The 24,867-nt window shown below is 44.7% G+C and carries 19 protein-coding genes and 2 tRNA genes; 6 read left to right on the plus strand and 15 right to left on the minus strand.

Features of this window, described 5'->3' with window-relative positions; all coding sequences use genetic code 11:
- The first annotated feature begins 10 nt into the window (after positions 1-10).
- From DXD25_RS07640 to DXD25_RS07660, 5 genes are all read left to right on the plus strand, one after another.
- Positions 11-925 carry a FimB/Mfa2 family fimbrial subunit gene (locus tag DXD25_RS07640; protein WP_117662644.1) on the plus strand — a complete coding sequence of 305 codons (915 nt, stop codon included), beginning with the start codon at positions 11-13 and terminating at the stop codon, positions 923-925.
- Positions 926-986: 61 nt separating this feature from the next.
- Positions 987-1,892: a fimbrillin family protein gene (locus DXD25_RS07645; protein ID WP_117662646.1), complete on the plus strand. Its 906-nt coding sequence runs from the start codon at positions 987-989 to the stop codon at positions 1,890-1,892.
- Positions 1,893-1,922: 30 nt separating this feature from the next.
- Complete coding sequence (locus tag DXD25_RS07650) at positions 1,923-2,924, plus strand: fimbrillin family protein (protein WP_117662648.1); 1,002 nt, start codon at positions 1,923-1,925, stop codon at positions 2,922-2,924.
- Positions 2,925-2,951: 27 nt separating this feature from the next.
- On the plus strand, positions 2,952-4,781 hold the full coding sequence (locus DXD25_RS07655) for a fimbrillin family protein (protein ID WP_117662650.1): 1,830 nt from the start codon (positions 2,952-2,954) through the stop codon (positions 4,779-4,781).
- A 366-nt stretch (positions 4,782-5,147) separates the two neighbouring features.
- Positions 5,148-6,440, plus strand: a complete 1,293-nt coding sequence (locus DXD25_RS07660; RefSeq protein WP_117662651.1) for an ATP-binding protein — start codon at positions 5,148-5,150, stop codon at positions 6,438-6,440.
- 152 nt (positions 6,441-6,592) lie between these two features.
- On the opposite strand, the gene DXD25_RS07665 is transcribed toward DXD25_RS07660, so the two are convergent.
- The 4 genes from DXD25_RS07665 to DXD25_RS07680 form a co-directional block, all read right to left on the minus strand.
- Positions 6,593-7,042 carry a hypothetical protein gene (locus DXD25_RS07665; RefSeq protein ID WP_233522227.1) on the minus strand — a complete coding sequence of 150 codons (450 nt, stop codon included), beginning with the start codon at positions 7,040-7,042 and terminating at the stop codon, positions 6,593-6,595.
- A 217-nt stretch (positions 7,043-7,259) separates the two neighbouring features.
- Positions 7,260-8,477 (minus strand): ATP-binding protein, encoded by a 1,218-nt coding sequence (locus tag DXD25_RS07670; protein ID WP_117662688.1) that lies wholly within the window; start codon positions 8,475-8,477, stop codon positions 7,260-7,262.
- Between the two features lie 177 nt (positions 8,478-8,654).
- Positions 8,655-10,211: a RagB/SusD family nutrient uptake outer membrane protein gene (locus DXD25_RS07675; protein WP_233522228.1), complete on the minus strand. Its 1,557-nt coding sequence runs from the start codon at positions 10,209-10,211 to the stop codon at positions 8,655-8,657.
- 15 nt (positions 10,212-10,226) lie between these two features.
- On the minus strand, positions 10,227-13,310 hold the full coding sequence (locus DXD25_RS07680) for a TonB-dependent receptor (RefSeq protein WP_117662657.1): 3,084 nt from the start codon (positions 13,308-13,310) through the stop codon (positions 10,227-10,229).
- Positions 13,311-13,695: 385 nt separating this feature from the next.
- Between DXD25_RS07680 and DXD25_RS07685 the strand changes: the two genes are divergently transcribed.
- Positions 13,696-14,427 (plus strand): porin family protein, encoded by a 732-nt coding sequence (locus tag DXD25_RS07685; RefSeq protein ID WP_187360454.1) that lies wholly within the window; start codon positions 13,696-13,698, stop codon positions 14,425-14,427.
- Positions 14,428-14,513: 86 nt separating this feature from the next.
- On the opposite strand, the gene metG is transcribed toward DXD25_RS07685, so the two are convergent.
- From metG to DXD25_RS07740, 11 genes are all read right to left on the minus strand, one after another.
- Positions 14,514-16,580, minus strand: coding sequence for a methionine--tRNA ligase (metG, locus tag DXD25_RS07690; RefSeq protein ID WP_117662661.1), 2,067 nt, complete (start codon positions 16,578-16,580; stop codon positions 14,514-14,516).
- Between the two features lie 669 nt (positions 16,581-17,249).
- Positions 17,250-18,800 (minus strand): YifB family Mg chelatase-like AAA ATPase, encoded by a 1,551-nt coding sequence (locus DXD25_RS07695; RefSeq protein WP_117662663.1) that lies wholly within the window; start codon positions 18,798-18,800, stop codon positions 17,250-17,252.
- Between the two features lie 33 nt (positions 18,801-18,833).
- Entirely contained in the window at positions 18,834-19,841 is a 1,008-nt protein-coding gene (locus DXD25_RS07700) for a DUF4369 domain-containing protein (RefSeq protein WP_117662665.1), read from the minus strand.
- 22 nt (positions 19,842-19,863) lie between these two features.
- A tRNA-Leu gene (locus tag DXD25_RS07705) sits at positions 19,864-19,949 on the minus strand.
- 20 nt (positions 19,950-19,969) lie between these two features.
- Positions 19,970-20,042 (minus strand) — tRNA-Gly (locus tag DXD25_RS07710).
- Between the two features lie 119 nt (positions 20,043-20,161).
- Complete coding sequence (locus tag DXD25_RS07715) at positions 20,162-20,776, minus strand: hypothetical protein (protein WP_147327874.1); 615 nt, start codon at positions 20,774-20,776, stop codon at positions 20,162-20,164.
- Between the two features lie 144 nt (positions 20,777-20,920).
- A complete protein-coding gene (gene argH, locus DXD25_RS07720; RefSeq protein ID WP_117662669.1) occupies positions 20,921-22,258 on the minus strand; it encodes an argininosuccinate lyase in 1,338 nt (445 codons plus the stop codon).
- Positions 22,259-22,271: 13 nt separating this feature from the next.
- The gene (locus DXD25_RS07725; RefSeq protein ID WP_089543321.1) at positions 22,272-22,733 is read right to left on the minus strand and encodes a polyketide cyclase; all 462 of its coding nucleotides are present in this window, start codon (positions 22,731-22,733) and stop codon (positions 22,272-22,274) included.
- Between the two features lie 17 nt (positions 22,734-22,750).
- Positions 22,751-23,383, minus strand: coding sequence for an orotate phosphoribosyltransferase (gene pyrE / locus DXD25_RS07730; protein WP_089543320.1), 633 nt, complete (start codon positions 23,381-23,383; stop codon positions 22,751-22,753).
- 94 nt (positions 23,384-23,477) lie between these two features.
- On the minus strand, positions 23,478-24,206 hold the full coding sequence (locus DXD25_RS07735; protein WP_117662671.1) for a ComF family protein: 729 nt from the start codon (positions 24,204-24,206) through the stop codon (positions 23,478-23,480).
- Positions 24,207-24,282: 76 nt separating this feature from the next.
- Complete coding sequence (locus DXD25_RS07740) at positions 24,283-24,813, minus strand: regulatory protein RecX (protein WP_117662673.1); 531 nt, start codon at positions 24,811-24,813, stop codon at positions 24,283-24,285.
- Positions 24,814-24,867: the final 54 nt, after the last annotated feature.

The following is a 24,867-nucleotide window of genomic DNA, read 5'->3' on the forward strand; positions in this document are numbered from 1 at the left end:
AAGATAGAAAATGAGAGCAAAAAGAAGATTTAATATTGGGTTATGGGTGCTGCTATGCGTCCCATGCCTATTGGCTAGCTGCGATCATGATGTCCATGATGGCGAAGGGGATGGAGGCTTGTCGGTTTCGCTTGCCTGGGCTGATGAAGCCGATGAGGGCACGGAAGTGAAGGACGTGAAGACATGGATTGTGAATGCTACAGACGGCACGCAGGTGGCGCAAAGCCAGCATGGCAGTGCGCAGGAAATGGCAAAAGAGCGATATGACCTGCCGGAAGGTAACTACCGCATTCTCACCACCACCAATCTGGTGGATCCGTTCACCATCAGTGTGCAGACAAGAGCCGTTGACAACATAAACAGTCTGGCAATCGGACTGTCGGATCCGAGTGCTTCACCCGAACATGCCTATTATGGTGTCACGGACATCGGTATAGACAAGGAGAATGTGCACTATATCACAAAAAATGAAATGCGACATATACTTGCAGAATTGACTATCTTCATAGAAGGAGTTCCTGATAATTTTGCAATGATAGGCAAGGTTCTGAATGTGGCAACCGGACTCCTACCTCTGCAAAAGAATGAGGATGGAACATTCGGGACGGCAAGCTATACCAAGGAGGAGTGTGATATACCTTTGAAAATCGCAGTGCCTGGTGAAACTTTAAAAACGGAAACATTACGCTTGATGCCGACAGCCAACGGTTTTCATACCACCAAGTTGTTTATCCAACTGATTTCTCCTGGGGGAGTAGTTAGCAACTACGACATCGAAGCTCCTGTCATGAAATCTGGCGGCAAGTACCAGATCAACTTGGAATATGAGGAGATGAAACCTTACATGTATCTTACGAGCACGAAGATTGATGATTGGACAGAAGGTTGGGTATATCGTGGTGAAATCCTGAATCCGGGAGATTAAGCGGCTCTATCATTCAAGTGAGAATCAAAACAAGAATATAAACATAAAAAAGTAAAAGACAATGAAAACAAAGACTTATCTCTTTGCCCTGATGGCAATGGCTTTGGCATTGGGCAGTTGTTCTGACAACGAGAACGGTATCGGAGGCGAGACCTCCAAGTATATCACCGTTTCTACCAGCATCGGCAATATGACCCGTGTTGCCACAGATGCGAAAGGCGGTCAAACCTTTGAGGAGGGTGATGAAATCAGTGTGTATGCCTGGACAGGAGATGCAACTGCAGTTCCGGCAGCAACCGGACGTGTGGTGGATAATGCCATCAACAAACTGACCAAAGGCTCGTGGATATCTACTCCGCAGATGCTGTGGAAGAACAACCGCGACAAGCATTATTTCATCGGTGTATATCCTAAAAAAGCCATTTCAGACCTTGCGGCTGGTGAATATGTATTTGATGCGACAAAGCAAGTGGAAAGCGACCTGCTGGTGGCTGTGAATGCTGACGGAATAACTGCAGAAGGCAAACAGGCTGTACCGCTTACCTTTACCCATGTGATGGCTAAACTTCTAGTAAACCTCACCTATAAGAATCAGTGGGGAACAGAGGGACCTACCGTAGATAAGGTAGTTGTAGGCGATGCCGTAAAAAGTGCAACCGTCAATTATCTCACCAAGGTTGTCACCCCATCTGCAGTAGCAGAAGATAAAGCCAACTTCGACATGCCTGCTTTAACTGCCAACAAGCAATATGCTTCCATCATCATCCCGCAGGATGGCGTTCAGAAGATTACCGTCGTAATAGGCGGCAAGAATTTCATCTACGACAACGGCACTCCTTTCAAGTTTGAGAGTGGCAAGGTTACAACCGTCAACCTGGTGGTAGGTCGTGATACAATTACCCTGAATGAAGTAAAGATTACCGATTGGGAGACCAGTACCCCTATTACCGGTGAAGCAGTCGATTAAATTAATATTCAACTCTAAAAACAGAATAATATGAAAGTAATACATTTTTTCGCAATAACAGCTATGGCAGCTGCCATGTTTACCAGCTGTTCCAACGATGGAGATCTGGCGCAGAGCAATTATCCTAGTGATAACATCATCCGCGTAACTACAGATTTGAACAATGCTAAGACTCGTGCAGACGAGAACAGTGGTTCACTCATGGAAAAAGACTTCCTCATGACTATCGTGAATAAGAATTCTGAGAGCTCTCTGGCTGCTACATATACCTATGTCAACAAGAGGTTTTCTAAGACTTCCGGCACATGGAGCTGCGGTGAAACTCTGCTTTGGCAGAATGCGATAACACCTGTAGATATCGTGGCATTGGCTCCTGCACAGGAAACAATATTCAATGGTGTCTATGATCAAAGTAAAGGTTTTCAATCTTTCTCTTATAGCGTAGCTGCCGACCAGACGACAGCTGATGCCAAGAACGACTTGCTGTACTGTTATTCCCCAGACTTTGAGCCAGGAAAGAAACTCGTGGATCAGAAACTGAACATCACGTTCAATCATGCTTTCTGTTTGATAGATATCATCGTAACACTGGGAACCGAATTCAACGTGCCATCTGTTCCAACAACTTCTCCTATCACAGAGGTTACCATAGGAGGAACTAAGATTGCAGCGAATGTAAATGTGACCAGCACAACTGCCATCGCGACCCCTACAGATAAAGCAGTTGCTACCGATATTAAAGCAACACAGGGCACTTTTACCTTTGATAAGGACAATGCAAAAAAGTCCTGTACAGCTAGATTCTCCTGCATAGTCATTCCGCAAACCATTGCTGCCAATGACTTCAAGATTACACTGAAGACTGCCAATAAGGCCTATGAATGGATTTTAGATAAAGAAATCACCTTGAAGAGCGGATTCAGTCATACTCTCAAGCTTACCATGGGTAATGATGTGGTATTGACTACAAAGGAAAGCATCACAGCTAAACCATGGCTCAATGAGCCTGATAGCACTCTTGAGACAGAATAAAAAACATAAACTTTTAAAAGAACGACTATGAAGTATCAGAAAATATTAGGTTTGGTTGCAACTGCCGGTTTGTTCCTGGCAGGTTGTGCAACAGATACCGACACCCAGAATGCATGGTTCAACGATTCGAATGCAGTCCGCATTTCGGCTTCAGTGGGTAACGCCACCACACGCAGTAATCCAACGGCAACAGATGATGCTGGCTTGACGAGTTTTAACAGTGGAGATAAGATAGGTATAAGCAATAGTGGCTCATCGCTCACTTACACCTTCGATGGTGACAACTGGACGCCAGGTAATTCCGAGTATCTGGTATGGGATACTAAGAATCTGACATTCCAATGCTGGTATCCAGCCGATGGCAAGAACTCCTTTGAGTATGGCTATATCCAGGAAGACCAGAGTGATGCAGATAAGATTGTAAAGTCTGATTATATGGCTGCTGAGACAACCCCTAAAACTATCCCTTCAGATAAAGTTCTCACTGTAAAATTGGAACGCAAGACCGCCCGTCTGATTTTTAAGATACAGCGTTTTAACGACCAGTTTACTGCTAGTGCAAAGATCAACAACCTCAGTATTGTTAGCAAGGCAACTACTGATGTCAGCGAGACAGCTACTGTTAATATCACTCCTTTGCATACTGGTGAGGGTGCAATTGGTTCAACCTATACTGCTCTGGTTGCTCCAGGAAGTATCGAGGCAAACATCAAGGTATCTGATGGAGGAACAATCTCTGACCCTCTTGTTGTCAAGACTGGAGGCTTAGTGGCTGGCAAGAGCTATACCTACAACCTCATTGTGGGTAAAAAAGCAGTAACCATAGCTGACGTAAAAGTAGCAGATTGGCAGAGTGCCAATATTAGCGAAAAACAGGAAACGGCTGAAGAAATACCTCCTTACGTAACTTTCACAGCGGATAAATGGCATGATTTTTACCTGATAGGCGAAAATGGATATGTACACTCTGGTCTTGAGTATTCCGTAAACTTCGGAGAATGGAAAAAATATACTTCCAGTTCTGTAACGTTTGGTGGAAAGTATGGTAATCTCCGCTTGCGTGGTACAAATGAAAATGGTACAGCAGAAAGTGCAACTAAGTATGCTAGAATCAGTATTACTCAACCAGGAAATGGAAATGTGAAATGTACAGGTGACATCCGTACATTGCTCAACTACAAAAATTACAAGAATGTTAATACAAGCAATGCCCGTTTCTGCTATCTGTTTAAGAAGTGTGATGTATTAACCTCTGTTCCGGATTTGCCAGCCACAAATTTGGCAGATAACTGCTATCTTCATATGTTCGAAGAATGTACATCTATAGCAGAGGCTCCGAAGTTGCCAGCCAAAATAATGGCAGATCACTGTTATGATTATATGTTCAGGAAATGTACTTCCATAGAGAAAGCTCCGGATTTGCCAGCCACAAAATTGGCAACCCGCTGTTATTATGGTATGTTTTCTGGTTGTACAGCTCTAACAGAGGTTCCTGATTTGCTAGTCAAGGATTTGCCAGAAGGTTGCTATCAATCTATGTTCTCAACGTGTGAGGCACTTGTAAATGGTCCGAAAGTTTCAGCTGAAACAATAAAACAATACAGCTGCTATCAAATGTTTGCTTATTGTTATAACTTATCTTCTGTCAAATTGTTAATTCCAAGCAATCAAATGAAGGTTTCTTATGGTGTTTATTCTTGTTTTAGTGACGCTGGAACAAAAGCATCTACCCGCACTCTCACAGTAAAAGACAAAGCGGCCTATGATGTAATGATAAAGCACTATTCTTACCCAGATCTCTGGAAGATTGGTCAATGTACCGTACTGGATGAAAGTGGTAATAAAATAACAGAATAATGAGAAAGAGCCCGACATGGCTGTATGCTCTGGAGGGTATGAAATAACATTGCAAAAGCAAAACTAAAGGGTCTATATGCCACGATGAACAGGTGGCGTATAGACCCTTCATCGTGTCCCGATGCCCGTTCGGTGGATGATATGGCTGTGTGGTGGTTTCGTGCTACCTGTTTTCATGGTTTGAAGTACCTATTGTATTAAAATATCTTAATATCCCGCTTTATGCTCAATGTTTATTTGGTCGTATGTGTAAAAAAGTGTAGCTTTGCATTGATATTACGTGTCAGAAAGTGTAAACTTTCGACATTATCATGTGTCGAAAAGTGTAATGATCTGATTGTTTTTTGTGTCTAAAAGTGTAAAGGTATGAAGAGAAAGATATATGCTAAGCTTGTAGAATGGAAAAATCAAGAGTGTCATAAGCCGTTGATATTAAACGGGGTAAGACAATGTGGCAAGACTTATATTCTTAAAGAATTCGGTCGTGCAGAGTTTGATAATCTTGCTTATGTAAGTTGCGATAGGAATGATAACCTGCAAGCCATATATGAAGGCGACTTCGATACGGCGAGAATCATTCGAGGATTAAGTGCTTTGACTGGTGTGGATATAATTCCTGGTAAAACCCTTATATTCTTGGATGAGGTGCAAGCATTCCCACAGGCGTTGGAAGCTTTGAAGTATTTCTGCGAAGATGCTCCAGAGTATCATATTGTGGTGGCAGGTTCGCTGTTGGGGGTTGCCCTGCATGCAGGTGTGTCATTTCCCGTAGGCAAGGTTCAGACAATGCGTCTGTTCCCTATGGATTTTGAAGAATTTCTTATGGCCATGGGAGAGGACCAGCTGCTCAAGTTGATGCACAGCAAGGATTATACGTTGATGAATGCGTTCCACGAAAAACTGAAAGATTATTTGCGTCAATACTATTACGTGGGCGGAATGCCTGAAGTTGTGAAGATGTATATGGAAAACAAATTGCTCGGGCAAGTGCGCACTATTCAGAATGAAATTCTCTCCAATTATGCAAGCGACTTCTCCAAGCATGCTCCTGCACAGGAGGTGCCTCGCATAGATATGGTATGGCAGTCCATACTCGGTCAGCTTTCGAAAGAGAATAAGAAGTTTGTCTATGGGGTATTGAAAAAGGGTGGCAGAGCCAAGGAATTTGAGTTAGCCATACAGTGGTTGGTGGATGCCGGTTTGGTTTATAAAATAACTAAGGTGACAAAGCCTGAGTTGCCGTTGAAGTTTTATGAAGACTTGTCGGCATTCAAGTTGTATCTGTGCGATTGTGGACTGATGGGGGCTATGGCTGATACCGCTGCAAAGGATGTGTTACTTGGCGATAACGTATTCACGGAGTACAAAGGAGCGTTCACAGAACAGTATGTCCTTCAGCAGTTGCTTGCATCGGGTATTACCCACATCTATTATTACAGTTCTGATACTTCTCGTATGGAAATGGATTTCCTCGTTCAGCGTGAAGGGGCATTATTGCCTATAGAAGTAAAAGGCGGTACAAGCATCAAAGCCACCTCATTGCATAACTATCTTAAGGAGCACCCTGACATATCTGCCATACGTTATTCTATGTTGCCTTATCGTCAACAAGAGAATATCTCCAACATACCGCTTTATGGAGCCTTTCTGCGTACTTAATGTTGTGTGAAACCATTGCTGTTGCAAGAAACATATACCACAACCTTGCCGTCCCTGCCAATGTTGTATTGGGATAAATAAACGACAAGGGTCTATATGCCACGATAAACAGGTGGCGTATAGACCCTTGATTATATGGTGATATTCGTAATCTACATCTCCGCTTTCAGCAGTTTTATCTCCTCTGCCGTCAGCCCCGTCATATCCATGACCGATGCGTCATCCATACCCTTTGCCAGCATCTTCCTGGCAATCTCAAGGCTTCGCAGGTTCATGCCCTTTTCCATGCCTTGCTTCATGCCCTTTTCCATGCCTTCAGCAATTCCTTTCTCCATACCTTCTTCCTTACCTTTCTGGTAGCTGTCATCTATGAGGGTTCTTTCAACGCTTACGGAATCCCAAAACTTGTCGTAGGCTCTGAGTTCGGCATCCGAGAAACCAGAAATCTCCAGCTCTTCTGTTGTCGGCAGATATTGTTGCTGTTGTATCAGTTCATTTTCATTGAGTGACTGAAGGGTATTCAGAAGGTTTTTCAATCGATCGGGATGATTGCCGAATATCTTCTTGAACGTGAGGTCTGCCTTAGGATCTAAGTACTTCATAACCATCTGTTTTAAAATTCTCAAGTGCAAAGTTACGACTTTATTTTCATATCTGCAAGAGATTTCTGGGAAATGTTACGGAAAAAGTTAGGAACCCACATATTTTATGTTATAAGGTAAATATATGTGTAAATCTGTGACAAGGGTCTATATGCCACGATGAACAGATGGCGTATAGACCCTTGATTATATGGTAATATTCATAATCTACATGGCATCAAACCAAAGTTGTCATTTTCAAAAAATCTCGCAGATGAATGTGCTTAATGCCATCAATATTGGTTTGACTGTAAAGCCTATCCATAGAAATCACGTATTTGGGATGACTGTCTTTTATCAATTTCAAATTGCCGAATTCACGTTTTACCGTTTCCTCAGAAGCCAGCAGATAGGTAACTTGCACATACGCCACATTATCCGCTTTCTCGGCAACAAAATCAATCTCAGCCTTATACATCTGACCAACATATACTTTATATCCCATCCTGCTCAAATGGATATATACAGCGTTCTCCATTACCTTTTCTATATCAAAACGCCTATTGCCGCCTATAATATAATTCCTGATTCCTAGGTCTTCGAAATAGAACTTGTCGCCTAACTCGAAAAGTCGTTTACCATGAATGTCGTATCTGTTAACTCGATCGATAATAAACGCATTGCTTAAATACTCCAAATACGTGAGAATCATCTTGGCAGACGTTTCGGTGTTCTGACTCTTCAGGAATTTAACAATACTCGTTGCCGAGAATTGTTTACCGATATTATCGCTCACAAACTTCAGCAGCGTTCGCAACAATGGTATGTTTCTGATGTTTTCTCGCTCTATGATATCACGAAGCACTATCGTATTATACACATTGTCAAGATAATCTTCTACCAAATCGGTATTTTCCAACCCTAAATTGCGCAACTGAGGGAGTCCGCCATACTGCAGATACAGGTTCAAGGAAGCATCATCATCCTTCAGTTCATGGAACGTCAGGAACTCTTCATAGCAGAGTCCTCGAATACGATAAGCTATATATCTGCCTCTCAGGCGAGTTGCCAGTTCGCCCGACAGCATCTTGGCATTGCTGCCGGTAATCATAATCTGGCAGGTATCATCCGATTGGATACTGAGGAGTGCTTTCTCGAAATCAGAAATTTCCTGCACCTCATCAATAAACAGATAGTTTTCCTTACCCTCAACGATGTTGGCTGCTACATAAGTCTCCAGATCCTGATAGTTGGCTATCATATCAAATGAGGTTTTCTCCTTATCTATATAGATAACGTGATTTTCCTCATTCTCAGCGATGTGATTATAAATTCGCCGCATCACACAACTCTTGCCGACACGCCTCTGGCCCGTCAAGGCAATCATCATTCCACGTCCAAACATGCGTTCGATACGATTGGAGTACCCTAGTCTTTCTAATATCTTTTGTTTCATACGAGTAAAACTTTCCGCAAAGATACTCTTTTTGTTTCGTATAAGTAACAAAAACAACAGTTTTTTTGTTTTTATTACTTATAATTAACAAGTTTGGTGCACACTGCATCTCACATAAAAAAGCCCTATATCCGAGCAGGGATATAGAACTTTACGAGATTCATTTATTAAAACGTATTATCTATAGAAGTCTAACTTCTCATGATTCTTATAGAGGTTCTGGTTCTGGAGCTCCTCGTTCAGCGGAATACGGTAGAGGTAGTACTTGCTATTAGGACAGAAGTCTGTACCATCGTTGAACTTGAGCACATCGTGGCCGGTACCTGTAGCTTCTTCGGTAGTGATGTTTCCTTCCTCATCTTCTTCCTTGATGATGACAGGCCCCTCAAACTCCTTACGTTCGATAGACTGCTGGTTGCGGATGATGTCAGTGATGGCGAAACCTTCACCCCAGAGTTCCAGGCGACGCTCCAACCAGATAGCCTTCAGCAGATCCTCACCCGTTGCAGTAATCTCAGGAGCAGTCTTACCCTCTTTCATACGAGCCTGCTGCAAGGTGTAGAGTACAGATTTTGCCTCGTCGGTATGGTGGAGATAATAAGCTGCCTCTGCCTTGATGAGATACATCTCTGAAGTACGCATCAGATCCATATCGGTAATTCCATTGTCAATATCCTGGAAGGCGAACTTTGAGTTCAGCAGGCGAACTACCTTACCACCCTGTGCGGTGTAGCCCCAATCCTGGAACAGATCCTTGCGATAGTCGTTATCATGATAGTTTTCTACGAAATATGGATCTACGCAGAGACTTCCATAACCATCCAGAGACTTGTCCTTGAAGTTCATGGTGTAGGCACCATCGCTGTCATCCTGTGTTGCAGAATATCCCCAGAGCCACTCGCCGTTGTTGCAGTTGTTGAAGCCGCTCTTGTATTCAGCCTCAGTCATCAGATAAGAGTTCTTCTCCAATACCTTGCTGGCGTAATCGTAAGCTGTTTGCCAGTCACGGGCATAGAGGGCGGTTCTGGCAAGAATACCCATGGCTACGGTATGGTTGATCTTGTAATAATCTGTAGTGTTCACACCGCGATTATACTTTTCCGGAATCAACTTTACCGATTCCTTCAAGTCTGCCAATGCTTGGTCATATACCTCCTTGACGCTGGCAGCAGGATTACCGGTCAAAGCCTGGTTCATATCTGTAGGCTCTGTGTAGATTGGAACACAGACTGCATTAGGATCTTTTTCTACAGAGAAGGCGAAGTGTGATGCCAGCATCATATACATATATCCTCTGGTGGCGTATGCCTGACCCTTGATACGGCTCTTGTCGGTATCGCTACCTGAAGCCTTATCGATGTTGGCTATGATGTTGTTGCAGTTGTTGATGGCATCGTAGCATATATCCCAGAGTACGGAATTGTGCTGGCCACGACCGTAGCCTACGGTCAGATTGTAGCATTGACTGTAACCATAGCTCTTAGCCTTAACACAGTCTGAGCCCATGAAGTCATCGCTCAGGAGAACAGAGAATATGCCAATAGACTGATAAGTCTGTCCTTCATTGAAGGCATAACTCCAGGCACCTCTCAATACATTCTCTGCGTATGTGGTGGTCTTGAAAGCCGCATCAGAGTCGAGTGATGTGGTAGGGGTGGTATCCAGGTCGCATGAAGACAATGTGGTTGCCATCAAGGCGAGGCTCACACCCATTCTTGTTATATATTTATTCATCTTGATACTTCTATTTTAGAGTTTTACATTGATACCGAATGAGATGGTCTTCATGGCAGGATAGCGGTAAGATACAGTACCGTTCAATGGCTGTTCTGGATCCAATCCCTGCTGATGGCTGAATGTCAACAGGTTCTCTGCCTGAATGAATACATTGACATCTTTCAATGTCAGTGGCTGCAAGAGACTGTGTGGCAATGAATAGTTCAATGTCACGGTCTTCAAGCGGAGATAACTACGGTCAACCAACCATCTGGTAGATGATGAGGTGAAGTAGCTGGTCTGCTGATCTACAATCTTCGGAACGTTGGTATTTCTGTTCTCTGGAGTCCAGCGGTTGATTAATTCGACACTCTTGGAACTACCGTTCAAACCGCCAACACCCATCAGGTCGGTATAGTCGTTATTATAGAGCTTGCCGCCGATAGCGTATGAGAACAGGGCTGAGAGTGTGAGTCCTTTCCAGCTGATGTCAGTAGAGAATCCACCGGTTACATCAGGAAGAGAAGAGCCAGACTTCACCTTGTCATCTGATGTCAGACTGCTGTAATCTTCTGTCACCTTCTTCTCGCCATTGTCATAGTAGTACCACTGTGGGTTACCATTGTCAGGGTTTACGCCTGCCCACTCATAGAGATAGTAGTCGTAGAGCGAACCGCCCTTCACCCATTTCTTGCTGCCGCTCCACATCACTTCTGTAGGAAGCTGCACAATCTCGTTCTTGTAAGTGGTAGCATTCACTGAGAGTTTCCACATCCAGTCCTTGGTATGGACTGGAGTGCCGCTGAGGGTGAATTCCCAACCATAGTTCTTCAGCTTACCGATGTTGTCGTCGATGCTTGAGAAACCTGATGATGGTACCAGACTGCGGCTGAAGAGCAAGTCCTTGGAAGCACGCTCGAAGTATTCGACAGTACCGGTGAGGCGATCGCCGAACATACTGAAATCTACACCGATGTTGGTGTTCAGGTTGGTCTCCCAAGTCAGGTTAGGAGTAGCCAGACGAGATGCATGCAAGGTAGCTTCTCCATCAAACTTACCGATGCTGTAGAGTGCCTGGTAAGCATAGTAGCCTACGTTGTCGTTACCCTGGGCACCATAGCTGGCACGGAGAGTCAGGTTGTTCAACCACTTGGTAGCAGGCTCCATGAACTTCTCGTTGATGATGCGCCAAGAACCACCGAATGACCAGAATGTACCCCAGCGGTGATCTGGATGGAAGCGTGAGGAACCATCAGAACGCAAAGATACGGATGCATAGTACTTCTTCATATAAGAGTATTCGGCGTTACCGAAGAAACTCAACAGCTTATACTGATCGGCATTACCACCGAAATCTACCAGTGTAGAAGCTACGTCTGGCTCATAGTAACCGTCGGCAATCACATTAGAACGCTCACCGCTGAAGTTAGAGGTGTTGTACTCGTAGTATTCCTGACCTGCCATCAGAGTGATGTCGTGCTTCTCAGCAAAGGTATGCTGATAGTTGACCACGTTGTTGATGGTGAAACCTGTAGTACGGGTGTTGCCCTTAGCTGAAGAACCGATAGGACGCTTGCCGTAGGTAGGGTTGGTATAATCGTGAGTGAACAGACTGTTGTAGTCGAGGTTCATCGTCATCTTGTAAGTCAATCCTTCCATCGGCTTCACCAAAACGAAACCTTGTGCTGTAACTGCATCACGCTTGCGGTCGTGCTTGTCGTAAAGCATAGACTGGGCGAGGTTCATACCTGCGTATGATCCTGAACGGTAGTTACCATAGTCGTAAATCTTGTTGCCGTTGTTATCGTAGAGATAAGCACCGGTCTCTGGATCACGCTCATAAACAGGATAGAACGAAGGCAACTGACGGGCAAACAAAACCACGTTGTCGGTACGAGTATCATTCTGCTTAGGATAACTCTGGATAGAGTGAGAGGCAGAGAGGTTCATACCTACCTGCAACCAAGACTTCAGATCGGAGGTCAGGTTGGTACGTACATTGTAACGCTTGAATCCTGAGCAGATATAAGCACCCTGATCATCCAGGTAGCCCAAAGAGATGTAATATTTAGAGGTCTTGCTACCACCGGAAACGCGAGCGCTCAAGTCGGTATAGTGAGCATTCTGGGTCATGGCATCCTCCCAGCTGTCATCCCAAAGGGTGTGAGCGCCGGCTACCAGATTACCATTCTGGTCGATTGGCTGAGGATAAGCAGTACCGTAAGGGTTGATACCCAATGCCTTTACTGTGTTTGCTGAAGCCAAAGTTGCTGCTTCTGCCTCGGTCTTGCCATTGTTGATGTATCTGTTGCGCATACCTTCCCACTGCAGCTTGAAGTAGTCGTCGGTGCTCAGCTGGTCGTAATCTGCTACGGCGCGACTAGAGAAACCATACTTGGCAGTCAATTCGATAGAAGGAGCAGCGCCTGCCTGTCCCTGCTTGGTGGTAATCATGATTACACCATTGGCAGCACGAGAACCATAAAGAGATGCTGCGGCAGCATCCTTCAAAACGGTGACAGAAGCGATGTCCTGGCTGTTGATGTTAGCCAACTTACCATCGTATGGAATACCATCTACCACGTAAAGTGGAGTAGTTGAGGCATTTACGGATCCTACACCACGGATATAGACACTGGCATCCTCACCCGGCTGACCGCTGGTAGAGAATGACTGAAGACCAGCCACGGTACCCTGCAAAGCCTTGGATACACTACTAACCTGTGAAGAGGAAATCTTCTCTCCACCAACAATACCTGCAGAACCTGTAAAGGAAGCTTTTTTACGTGTACCATAAGGCACACTGATCACGATTTCTTCCAATGAACGCTCGTCGGCACCCAAAACAATGTTTAAGTTTTTACCTGCCTTTATGGTTTTTGTGGTCATACCAATGTAGGACACTTCCAACTTTGCATTGGCAGGAACATCCATCTTGAAATTACCGTTTATGTCGGTAACAGTACCCGTTTTTGTACCAACCACCTTGATAGATGCACCAATGATAGGAGCGCCATCTTCGGCTGCGGTAACAGTACCGGTAACTTGAGTTTGTGCCAGGGCCATTCCTATACTGAGAAACAGTCCGGCGAGAAACACCATGAGTCTTTTTTCCATAAGAATCTCTCTCTTGTAATTAAATTAATACTATTATATTCTATGTTGTATAAAAATACATTATTATAAAAATGCAGTTTTTGAATCTGATAACCTTCATTTGTTTTCGTTTGCAAAATTACACAAATTTTTCTATAATCTACTATCTTTTGTTTGTTTTTTATGGATAAATGATGAAAAATATCACAGAATGGTAGTTTTATGTGGCTTTTGCTTCTGTTTTTTAATGCGATTTGCTTGATTTTGTTGAATCCTTATTCAGTATGGATGCAATATTCTTCGTGTTTTTGAGTTTATCTATATATAGAATTGAATTTATCTCTCTATATATAATAAGGTGTAATTCAAGAAATGCAAAGATAATAAAAAACAAGATACAATGAATATGATGAAAAAGAATATTGCTATCGTGATGATGCTGTTGCTTTCTGCTATGGGGGCAATGGCGCAAGGTGGGGAGAATCCTGTAGGTAAATTCTCGGTGATACCCCGAGTAGGTGTGGCTATTGCCAATCTGAGTGATAATTCCATCTATCTGCCAACGGAAAACAACCGGGAGGTGAAATCCAAGAGTAAGGCGGGATTCCTGGGTGGACTCGATGTGGAGTATCGTGCCACAGATTACCTGGGTGTTTCTCTGGGGGCTTATTATGCCCGTCAGGGTGCCCGCTGGGGTGATTATGAGATGGCTGTGAATGGGGATACGGGTAATAATGGAATCAAGAAATATACGGGTGTGAAGGATCATCGTCTGAATCTTGACTATGTTCAGGTGCCTTTGATGCTGAAGGCATACGTGGCTCCTCAGTTTGCCATTATGGCTGGTGCACAGGTGGGGTTCTTGTGTGGAGATGGCAAGATGTTGTCGGAAGAAACTGATTTGGAGAAGGATAGTAAGACGGGTTCAACTCTTTACAAGGAAAGCCGGGATGTGGAAAGCACATACGCAGCCAAGAAGGTGAATGTGTCTATTCCTGTGGGTTTATCGTATGAGTATATGAATGTGATTCTGGATGCCCGCTATCATATCGGCTTGACCAAGGTGAATAAGACTGATGCTGGCGATTCCAAGAACAAGGTATTTACCTTTACGGTAGGCTATCGGTTTGCGCTTTAGTTGATTATATCACTTTTGCTCCTTTAGCTGAAAAGAAAAAGCTCTATATCCTCAGTATTGAAGATATAGAGCTTTTTTCGAAACGATTATCCTACCTGGCTTCCTGGCTTTACCTGACCCAGGAGAGAGGTAACATTGAGTGAGCCATCGAAGTTAACGGCAGAGAGGATCATACCCTGACTCTCAATACCCATCATCTTGCGAGGAGCAAAGTTGGCAACGAAGAGTACATCCTTGCCGATCAGCTGCTCTGGTTCATAGTATGCAGCGATACCTGAACAGATAGTACGCTCTACGCCTGAGCCATCATCGATGGTGAACTTCAGGAGCTTCTTAGACTTCTTCACCTTCTCGCAGTTCAGGATGTGACCTACGCGGATGTCGAGCTTTTCGAAATCATCGAAGCTAACCTCAGGCTTGATAGGGGCAGCCTTGTAAGAAGCTTCCTCGTTAGCCTTCTTGGTGTCAGCGAGCTTCTGGAGCTGCTTCTCTATCACCTCATCCTCAATCTTTTCGAAGAGCAATTCTGGCTCACCAAGCTGTGTACCAGGCTTGAGGAGGTCTGTACTGCCAAGCTGAGTCCACTCGAAGGTTGGCATATTGATCATCTTGCGGAGCTTCTCTGATGAGAATGGCAGGAATGGCTCAAAGGCGATGGCAAGGTTGGCAACCAACTGGAGGGAGATGTTCAAGATGGTCTCCACACGCTTAGGATCGGTCTTCCAAACCTTCCAAGGCTCGCACTCTGTAATGTACTTGTTACCGATACGTGCCAGGTTCATAGCCTCCTTCTGAGCCTCACGGAACTTGAATACGTCGAGATACTGCTCAACCTTCTCCTTCACATCCTTGAATTCAGCGATAGCCTTCTGGTCAACCTCCTGCAATTCGCCGCAGGCAGGAACCACGCCGCCCCAGTACTTCTTGGTGAGCTGGAGAGCACGGTTTACGAAGTTACCATAAACGGCAACCAACTCAGAGTTATTGCGCTCCTGGAAATCCTTCCAGGTAAAGTTGTTGTCCTTGGTCTCTGGAGCGTTGGCTGTCAATACATAGCGCAAGACATCCTGCTTGCCAGGGAGATCTACGAGATACTCGTGCAACCATACTGCCCAGTTGCGAGAGGTGGAAATCTTATCATCCTCAAGATTCAGGAACTCATTGGCTGGTACGTTATCCGGCAGGATATAGTCGCCGTGAGCCTTCAGCATGGTAGGGAAGATGATGCAGTGGAACACGATGTTGTCCTTACCGATGAAGTGAACGAGACGTGTCTCTGGATCCTGCCACCACTTCTGCCATGTACCCCATTTCTCTGGCTGTGCATCGCAGAGCTCCTTGGTATTGGAGATGTAGCCGATAGGAGCATCAAACCAAACATAGAGCACCTTGCCTTCTGCTCCCTCTACAGGAACAGGAATACCCCAATCCAGGTCGCGGGTCATCGCACGAGGCTGCAGATCCATATCCAACCAGCTCTTGCACTGTCCGTAAACATTGGAACGCCACTCCTTGTGACCTTCCAGGATCCACTGCTTCAACCAGTCCTGATACTTGCCCAGTGGAAGATACCAGTTCTTGGTAGGCTTCTTGACGAGGCCATGACCAGGGTTGTTCTTATTGGTAGGGTTGATCAACTCTTCTGGAGAGAGGGTCGCACCACACTTCTCGCACTGGTCGCCGTATGCACCTTCTGCACCGCAGCGAGGGCAGGTACCCACGATGTTACGGTCGGTAAGGAACTCGCCGGTAACCTCATCGCAGAACTGCTCTTCTACTTTCTCTTCCAAAACGCCCTTATCGTAAAGAGTACGGAAGAAATCAGAAGCAAACTTATTGTGAACCTTAGAAGTTGTGCGGCTGTAAACATCAAAGGAGATGCCGAAATTCTCGAAGCTCTTCTTGATGAGGTTGTGATAGCGATCCACTACTTCCTGTACGGTAATGCCTTCCTTCTTGGCACGGATGGTAACAGGTACACCATGCTCGTCGCTACCGCCGATGAAAACAACGTCTTGCTTTTTAAGGCGAAGATAGCGTACGTAGATATCGGCTGGCACATAAACACCTGCCAGGTGGCCGATATGCACACCACCATTAGCGTAAGGCAATGCTGCCGTAACAGTGGTACGTTTGAAATTCTTTTGTTCCATATTAGCTAATATATTTTTGTTATTTGGGTGCAAAATTACAAAAAAATGTTGGAAATGCGGAATAATTAGGTGTCCTTTTTCTCCTTTATATATATAATAAGGTGTAATTTCTAAAATTCAGATACTAAAAAAGGCTCTAGCTTTCCAGCCCGAGCCTTTTTTGTACTTGCCCTTCAGGTCTTTCTGATAAGGGTAGCACAATCATTATCATTTACTATTGTATTGAGTATTGCTGTTTTAATAATCAATCTTCTTACCTTAATATGTAGAAAACTTCCTCCTTTATATATCTTACTTTATATATTATAAAGTGTCTTATTTTTCTTTATCGGGTGATGATTACATCACGTTCAAGTAAGCGATAACAGCCAACTCTGCGATAAGAATCGCGAAACCTACTTTCTTGATTACTTCTGTAATTTTAAAAATACTATTCATAGTCTTGAAATTTTAAAAAGTTTAATATTGTTGTGTTATACCTACGTTGTGATAACGTCTGTTTTACGATTGCAAAGGTACGTGTTTTTTTGCTTGTAAGGGGGTAATAATTATTTTATTGGGATGTATTTAGTTTTTAAAATGGGGATATTTAATAGAAAATACCCCCTATGCAATAAAAAATACCCCTTCTTTGGATAATTTTCTTATATGTTTTGGCTGATAATTATCTTAGAAGTGTCCTCTTTCTGCCCAATCTCCCCTATCTAGTGTCCGATATCCGATAGCTTCTGCCAGGTGTTGAGGTTCTATCTGCTGACTTCCGGCAAGGTCGGCAATGGTGCGGGCAACTTTCAAGATACGGTTGTAGGCACGTGCAGAAAGGGATAGCTTCTCCATCGCCATTCTGAGGAGATTGATTCCTTCCTCTGTTGGTTCCGCAAATTTGTGAATCATACGTTCCGTCATCTGGGCATTACAGTGTATTCCCTTGAAATCCTTGAATCTTTCTGCCTGAATCTCTCGTGCTCTGATTACTCTTTCCCTGATTCTGGCACTTGGCTCTCCTGGGGCTGCCTTGGAGATGTCCTTGAAAGGTACAGGACTGATTTCGCACTGGATATCGATGCGGTCGAGTAGCGGACCGGAAATCTTGTTCATATAGCGTTGTATCTGTCCCGGGGTACAGACACAATGATGCGTAGGGTCACCATAGTAACCGCAAGGACATGGGTTCATGCTTGCTACAAACATGAAGGAGCAAGGATAATCGATGGTGTATTTGGCTCTGCTGATGTTGATGTGGCGATCTTCCAGAGGCTGACGCAAAACTTCCAGGGTGGTTTTGTTGAACTCTGGTAATTCGTCACAGAAGAGCACGCCATTATGGGCAAGAGATATTTCACCGGGTTGTGGAGAGGTTCCTCCACCTACCAGTGCTACTTGCGAGATGGTATGATGAGGTGCTCTGAAAGGGCGCTGGGCAATGAGGGATACATTCTTGGCTAATTTGCCAGCTATAGAATGTATCTGGGTTGTTTCCAAGCTTTCTGAGAGAGTAAGGGGTGGAAGAATGGAGGGGAGACGCTTTGCCATCATGGATTTTCCCGAGCCGGGAGGACCTACCATAATGAGATTGTGACCGCCGGCAGCGGCTACTTCCAAGGCACGCTTCACGTTTTCCTGGCCCTTTACATCTGCATAGTCGTAGTCGCAATGAACCTGGTTCTCGTAAAACTCCTTGCGAGTATCTACAATGGTTGGGGTGGGGGATGATTTGTCGCCAAGAAACTGGATAACATCAAAGAGGTTTTTCATTCCATAAACCTCCAGATTGTTCACAACGGCAGCTTCCCGGGCGTTTTGCTCTGGTACAATCAGACCTTTGTAGTGTTCAGATCTTGCCTTGATGGCGATAGGCAGAGCTCCCTTGATAGGTTGCAATGTGCCGTCAAGGCTCAATTCGCCCACCATCATATATTCTTTGAGATGATCTTCGGGGATGTTGCCATTGGCACCTAAAATGCCGATGGCTAGAGGTAGGTCGAAACTGCTGCCCTCCTTGCGCAGGTTGGCGGGTGCCAGGTTAATGGTAATGTCGGCTATTGGAAATTTATAGCCGCTATACTGCATGGCTGCTGCGATACGGTTACGGCTTTCTTTGACCGCCTCGTCGCCTAAGCCCGTAAGATGATACATTACGCCTTTGTTGAGGCTGACTTCTACAGTTACAGTCGTGACTTCCAGTCCGTTGACTGCTGCGCAATAGGTTTTTACTAACATAAGCTCTTTTTTAGAAGGTTAGAGCTCGCGGTATTATTTCAGCAGTTGGTCTAGTTTATTGTATAGATCTTGCTTGTTAAGGCCTCGGGCTGTTATTTTTCCATTTTGAAGTATGATGTTGTCGGGCATAGAAGTGAGTCCCAACTTCTTCAAAGTCTTGTCTTCCAGCATTTCTCCATTGCATACTACAGCCCAGTTGATAGAGTCGCGCTTCATATTCTCCTGGCAGCTGCTCTTGCTTGCATCCAGGCAGAAGCCCATCAGCTTGAGTTTGCCTTGTGATGAGCGTTGGCGCTTCTTCAACTCTCTCTGTATGTCCTGACTGTCATAATTGAACGTAGCCCAGGTATAGATGACTGCAACAGGTGAACTGGTCAGTTCTGTGCTGGAGATGAGCTTTCCTTTTGTGTCGTATGAAGTGAAAGTTGGTAAATTGGCACCAACTCCTGCATCTTTCATAGCAGAAATCTGCTGCTTCAGTTTACCTACCTGAATATTCTTTGGCTGTTCTTTCTCCAACAGAGTAAGGAGAGAGAGAGCTTTCTTGTAATCTGGTTGAGGGGTGGCAATGAAGTATTTCTTGATGAGAAAGAGGCTTACTACCGACTTTGCGTTATCTTCGATGAAGAGTTCTGCCTGTTTCTTTTCCTGTGGCGGAGTATTGCCAAGAATTGATTTGCGGAATTTGGTCATCAACTCATTGTTCTTGGTGCCCTTTACCTCCATTTCCTTCAAGTGGGAAGCATCGCCTTTCAGCTCCACAGATTCTCCTGATTCTGCGAAGATAGGTTGCTCAGAGAAATTTGGGAAAACGATCATCAGCGTACAATCGTCATGGCAGGGCATCTCGTATGTGAATCTACCGCCTACAACTTTGATGGTATCCACGCCTTCCATGCCGCCATCTGTGCTATAAACATAAAATTCACCTTGATTCATATTTAAAAATTTGCCCTCAAGTTTAAAGTGACCACTACTGACACCACATGATGTTAGTAAAATCGATGAAATAAGAAATATGATGTATGCAAATTTTTTCATAAGAAAAATTTTAAGGGAGGAGTGCCGCGAGCGGGACTCGAACCCGCACAGCCATTACTGGCCAAGGGATTTTAAGTCCCTCGTGTCTACCAATTCCACCATTGCGGCATGGTAAACGTTAGAGTTAGAGCGGAAAACGGGACTCGGACCCGCGACCCCAACCTTGGCAAGGTTGTGCTCTACCAACTGAGCTATTTCCGCGTTACTTAATTGCGAGTGCAAAGGTAATATAATTTCCCGGTTCCACCAAATGGATTTACAACTTTTAAGAAAAAATACGCAATTTTTCTTCAAAAAGGTGCATTTTTTCTCGTAGAAACCTAATTTCCTACTGTCAGCACGCTGCCAATACCTGTGTAGGTTACCCGATATTGCATCAGCATCTTGTCTTCTTTTCCCTGTCCACCGCTTGTGATGGTACCATTTTCAAGGCTATATACTCTTTTACACTTGTTGCAGATGACCGATTGTCTGTTGCCTGTCCACTCCAGTGGATAGTTGGTACCGCCATATTGCAGGATGCAGTTCAGGCATTGTCTGTCCCATGCTACATAGCCATTGAAGTTGGATGTGCCGAGGATGAAACCATTCTTGGTGGCATCCTTCTGGTCGTTTCCTGCTCCTAGATAGCTATAGTTGGCATAATTTTCCTTGGCTGTAGAGAGGACGATGGTTTCAGTATGGTTCTTGCCATCGTTGAGGGTGGAGTAGATATTCCAGGCACCATTTATCTTTTTGGCACTAATCATGGTGTAGGTGCCGGCTCCTTTGAGAGCTGTCTCAATGCTGCTTCCTGGATGGTAGATGGTTCGGAAGATAAACTGGCATGGGTATCGGGTGCTGATGCTGTTGTCTGCATCGCAGGATGTCAGAAGTGAGGAGGAAAGAATGAGACAGATACACAAAAAGGTGAAGAGCACAGCTTTTGCTGCCATTCTCTTCACCTTATTATATATATACACCTTATTATATATATGATTATATATAGATGTTTTTTTCTTCATTGAGTTCAAAAAGATTCTAATGTATTAAGAGATTTCTTTGATTTCAAGATTCTCTTTGATTTCACGGGATATCCTTTATTTCAAGAGATTCTTTTCTGCATTCTCCATACGCTCGAAATGGAACTCTGAGAGAGTCTGCTCCATAAGTGACTGGATCTTGTCGTTGCAGAGATTGCCGATGCTTCCCTCATGGGTATGATGGATATCCTTGTTAGGCTTGAATTCTCCAGCTTCGATTTCCAATCCCACAGTCTTGTAAGCATCACGGAAAGGCATTCCGTTAGCGGCAAGCTGATTTACTTCCTCAACAGAGAACATCGGATCATAACGAGGATCATCGAGGATGTGCTCGTTAACCTCCATCTTGTTGATGATGTAGGCAGCCATCTGCAGACAGTCTTTCAACTCGTCGAAAGCTGGGAGGAATACTTCCTTGATAATCTGAAGATCACGGAAATAACCCACAGGCAGGTTGTTCATGATGAGCATAATCTGCTGTGGCAAGCTCTGGAGCTTGTTGCTCTTGGCACGAATCAGCTCGAATACGTCTGGGTTCTTCTTGTGAGGCATGATGCTTGAACCGGTGGTACACTCCTTAGGCAACTTCACGAAGCCGAAGTTCTGACAGTTGAACATGCAGGCATCAAAAGCCATCTTTGCCAGGGTTCCTGCCACGCTAGCCATGGCGAAAGCTACGTTGCGCTCCATCTTTCCTCTACCCATCTGGGCATAGACTACATTATAGTCCATGCTGTCGAAACCGAGCAGTTCGGTTGTCATGGTACGGTTCAGAGGGAAAGAGCTGCCGTAGCCTGCTGCGCTACCCAGAGGATTGCGGTTGGTCATGCGATAGGCAGCCTGAAGGAAGAGCATGTCGTCAGCAAGTCCTTCTGCATAAGCGCCAAACCAGAGTCCGAAAGATGAAGGCATAGCCACCTGGAGGTGGGTATAGCCCGGCATCAATACGTTCTTATATTGGTTGCTCTTCTGGATCAGCTCGTCGAAGAGAATCTTGACCGCATCAACAATCTCCTTCAACTCGTGACGGGTGAAGAGCTTGAGATCTACCAAAACCTGGTCATTGCGTGAGCGTCCTGAATGAATCTTTTTGCCCATATCGCCCAGTTTCTGGGTGAGCATCAATTCTACTTGGGAATGAACATCCTCCACGCCGTCTTCGATGACAAACTCGCCTTTCTCGGCGATGGCGTAGATATTCTTCAATTCTGCGAGGAGCTGGGTAAGCTCATCCTTTTCCAAAAGTCCGATGCTTTCGAGCATGGTGATGTGTGCCATACTGCCAAGCACGTCGTATTTGGCGAGATAGAGATCGAGTTCACGGTCTCGACCTACGGTGAATCGTTCGATTTCCTTGTTTACTTCAAAGTTCTTTTCCCAAAGTTTATGTGCCATAATTTCTTTATTTTTAATCCTGGTAAGGAATCATCGCCAGTGCATCTGCAATCTTCTCGATGCCTTCCTGCAATGGCTTCTTCACCATACCCTTGATAAACATATTGAGCTCAGCCTTGATGGTGAGTTTCATCTTGCAAGAAAATTCTCCTGTAGGGAGCAGCTGAATCCAGAAATTGAATGGGATAGGGCTGTTCTCTGTTTCAAACTTGATGGTTTTGGGAAAATCTCTGTCGATGATGCGCATCTTGAGGTCGCCCACCATAGGAGCGTTGATAGTGATGCTGTCGCTGTCGAATCTCAGGTCCTTGAGTTTCTCCATTTCCTTTCTCTTGTCCTCAGGAATCTGGTCTTTCACCTGCTCGAAGCGATCTTTGAGCACCTGCAGGTTGTTGAGGTCGCTCAAAGTATTAAAAACAGATTCCTGCTTGTGAGGAATCTGTTTGATATTACTTTCGAATGTACTTGTACTCATTATTGATGGGTAAAAAATTACTTCTTCCAGTTAGCTGGATCCTTGCGCCACTCGTGGAGCAACTCTACGTCTTCCTGCTTGATGTAACCAGTTTCGAGAGCCTCTTCTACCACGTGCTCGTAGTCTGTAAGAGTAACCAGCTTCACGTTAGCATCAGCGAAAGCCTTCTCTGCAACAGGGAAACCATAAGTGTAGCTAGCTACCATACCTACAATCTCGTTGCCGTTCTTGCGAAGAGCCTCTACTGCCTTGAGTGAGCTGCCGCCTGTAGAAATCAAATCCTCTACAACAACAACCTTAGCCTTAGGATCGAGCTCACCTTCGATGAGGTTCTGCATACCATGATCCTTTGGTTTAGAACGAACGTAAACGAAAGGCAAGTTCAATTCGTCTGCCACCAATGCACCCTGTGCGATAGCGCCAGTAGCTACACCAGCAACAGCGTCAGCCTCTGGGAACTGCTCCAGAATAGCGTGTACGAGTTCGAGCTTCACATAGTTGCGGAGTTCTGGGAAAGAGAGGGTCTTGCGGTTGTCACAATAGAAAGGAGACTTCCAACCAGAAGCCCAAGTGAAAGGATCGTTAGGCTGTAATTTGATAGCCTTAACCTTCAATAACTTAGATGCGAATTCTTTCTTTAGCTTGTCCATAATCATATAAGGATTAAATAATTATAATTTATATCTGCAAAGGTACGACAAAAAAATGATTAATCATCATAAATGGCTTATTAATTATAGATTTTTAATCGTGTGTCCATCCGATGGTGGTGATGCTGAATTTCATCTTGCCTGCCTTCTGCAGTTCTTCGCAGCAGGAGATGAGGGTGGCGCCTGTGGTGCAGACGTCATCGACGATAAGCAGATGCTTGCCGGCAAGATCGGTGATGGGATGTTTGCCGTCTTTGTCGTGATAGGTATCTGATAGCTGGAATACATGCTTTACGTTTTCCAGTCGTTGCCATCTGTCCTTTTGGGTTTGACTTTCGGTGAAGGTTACTCGTCGGATGGCATCTGTGATAATGGGGAGATGGGTTCTTTCCTGTATTCCCCTGGCTATTTCCTCGCTCTGATTATAGCCGCGGGTCTTCCTTCTTGACTTCGTGATGGGGATAGGGATGATGGCATCTATATCCTTGAAGAAGTCTGATTCGATACCTTTGCTGGCGATGAGTCTTCCCAGATAGTTTCCGGTATCTGGACGATGATGGTATTTCAGTTTGTAGATGATGTAGCTTGGGTTGGAGTGGCTGTGATAATAGAAGAGGGCGGCGCATTTTTCGATAGGAATGCGCCCCCAGAACATCTTAGCCATATTGTTCTCATAGGGGGCTTCCCAGGTTGGGGTAATCGGGAGGTCCTGGAGACAGGTGGCGCATAGCGTCTCCTCTGTGCCCAACAGTCGCTCATCGCAGATGGCACAGTAACGGGGAAAGAGAAAATCTATGATATTTCCTAATAGGCTGAGCTTCATATTGTTACTTTGAACTTTGAGTTTTGAACATTGAACTTTATGATTAGCTTCTAATGTTTACATTGAATTTAAACCTTTAGAAGTCGTCTTCGAAATCGATGTCTCCCAGATCTTCTTCTTTCATTTTGTCGATGCATTTGTGAATCACATCCATACCATAGCCTCTGCCGAGGGCGAAGCGGATGAGTTTCATCGAGCGTTCGTAGTCGTTTTTGGCTTTGATGGTTTTGTATTTGTTTTTTAGGAGAGGGAGGAGGGTTTCCAAATACATGTCGTCCTCGATTTCTTCGAAGATTGGGTCGGAGATTTCCTTCGGGATGTGCTTCATCCAGAGAGCCTGTTCCACTTTTCTGCGGCCCCATTTGTTGTATTTTATCTTGTCGTTGATAAAGAAGCGGGTGAATCGCTCGTCATCGATGAATTTCTTCTGGGTCAGGAATTCCATATTTCGGGCGATGGCATCCTCTGGGAGTTCCCACTTCTTCATCTTGTCGAGCATTTCCTGCGAGCAATGTTCGGCTTGTGTGCAGAGAGTGGTGAGCTTCAGGAGTGCCTGCTGCTCTGTCATCGGCTTCTTGGGGCGCTTGGAGTTGTTATAATATTCCATAATGCATTTATGTTTTATTGGGGGGATTACAAATCCCCTGGTTTTGATAAGTCG

The sequence above is a fragment of the Prevotella sp. TF12-30 genome (assembly GCF_003436715.1).
In the GTDB taxonomy this organism is placed as follows: Bacteria; Bacteroidota; Bacteroidia; order Bacteroidales; family Bacteroidaceae; genus Prevotella; species Prevotella copri_A.

Bases quoted from the DNA above. Each gene is read 5' to 3' on its own strand.
- DXD25_RS07715 (WP_147327874.1), bottom strand. From the start codon at position 20,776: ATGGCAGCAAAAGCTGTGCTCTTCACCTTTTTGTGTATCTGTCTCATT.
- DXD25_RS07735 (WP_117662671.1), bottom strand. From the start codon at position 24,206: ATGAAGCTCAGCCTATTAGGAAATATCATAGATTTTCTCTTTCCCCGT.
- DXD25_RS07670 (WP_117662688.1), bottom strand. From the start codon at position 8,477: ATGAAACAAAAGATATTAGAAAGACTAGGGTACTCCAATCGTATCGAA.
- DXD25_RS07660 (WP_117662651.1), top strand. From the start codon at position 5,148: ATGAAGAGAAAGATATATGCTAAGCTTGTAGAATGGAAAAATCAAGAG.
- DXD25_RS07645 (WP_117662646.1), top strand. From the start codon at position 987: ATGAAAACAAAGACTTATCTCTTTGCCCTGATGGCAATGGCTTTGGCA.
- DXD25_RS07640 (WP_117662644.1), top strand. From the start codon at position 11: ATGAGAGCAAAAAGAAGATTTAATATTGGGTTATGGGTGCTGCTATGC.
- DXD25_RS07695 (WP_117662663.1), bottom strand. From the start codon at position 18,800: ATGTTAGTAAAAACCTATTGCGCAGCAGTCAACGGACTGGAAGTCACG.
- DXD25_RS07700 (WP_117662665.1), bottom strand. From the start codon at position 19,841: ATGAAAAAATTTGCATACATCATATTTCTTATTTCATCGATTTTACTA.
- metG (WP_117662661.1), bottom strand. From the start codon at position 16,580: ATGGAACAAAAGAATTTCAAACGTACCACTGTTACGGCAGCATTGCCT.
- DXD25_RS07740 (WP_117662673.1), bottom strand. From the start codon at position 24,813: ATGGAATATTATAACAACTCCAAGCGCCCCAAGAAGCCGATGACAGAG.
- DXD25_RS07655 (WP_117662650.1), top strand. From the start codon at position 2,952: ATGAAGTATCAGAAAATATTAGGTTTGGTTGCAACTGCCGGTTTGTTC.
- DXD25_RS07725 (WP_089543321.1), bottom strand. From the start codon at position 22,733: ATGAGTACAAGTACATTCGAAAGTAATATCAAACAGATTCCTCACAAG.
- DXD25_RS07685 (WP_187360454.1), top strand. From the start codon at position 13,696: ATGATGAAAAAGAATATTGCTATCGTGATGATGCTGTTGCTTTCTGCT.
- pyrE (WP_089543320.1), bottom strand. From the start codon at position 23,383: ATGGACAAGCTAAAGAAAGAATTCGCATCTAAGTTATTGAAGGTTAAG.
- DXD25_RS07675 (WP_233522228.1), bottom strand. From the start codon at position 10,211: ATGAATAAATATATAACAAGAATGGGTGTGAGCCTCGCCTTGATGGCA.
- DXD25_RS07665 (WP_233522227.1), bottom strand. From the start codon at position 7,042: ATGAAGTACTTAGATCCTAAGGCAGACCTCACGTTCAAGAAGATATTC.
- argH (WP_117662669.1), bottom strand. From the start codon at position 22,258: ATGGCACATAAACTTTGGGAAAAGAACTTTGAAGTAAACAAGGAAATC.
- DXD25_RS07680 (WP_117662657.1), bottom strand. From the start codon at position 13,310: ATGGAAAAAAGACTCATGGTGTTTCTCGCCGGACTGTTTCTCAGTATA.
- DXD25_RS07650 (WP_117662648.1), top strand. From the start codon at position 1,923: ATGAAAGTAATACATTTTTTCGCAATAACAGCTATGGCAGCTGCCATG.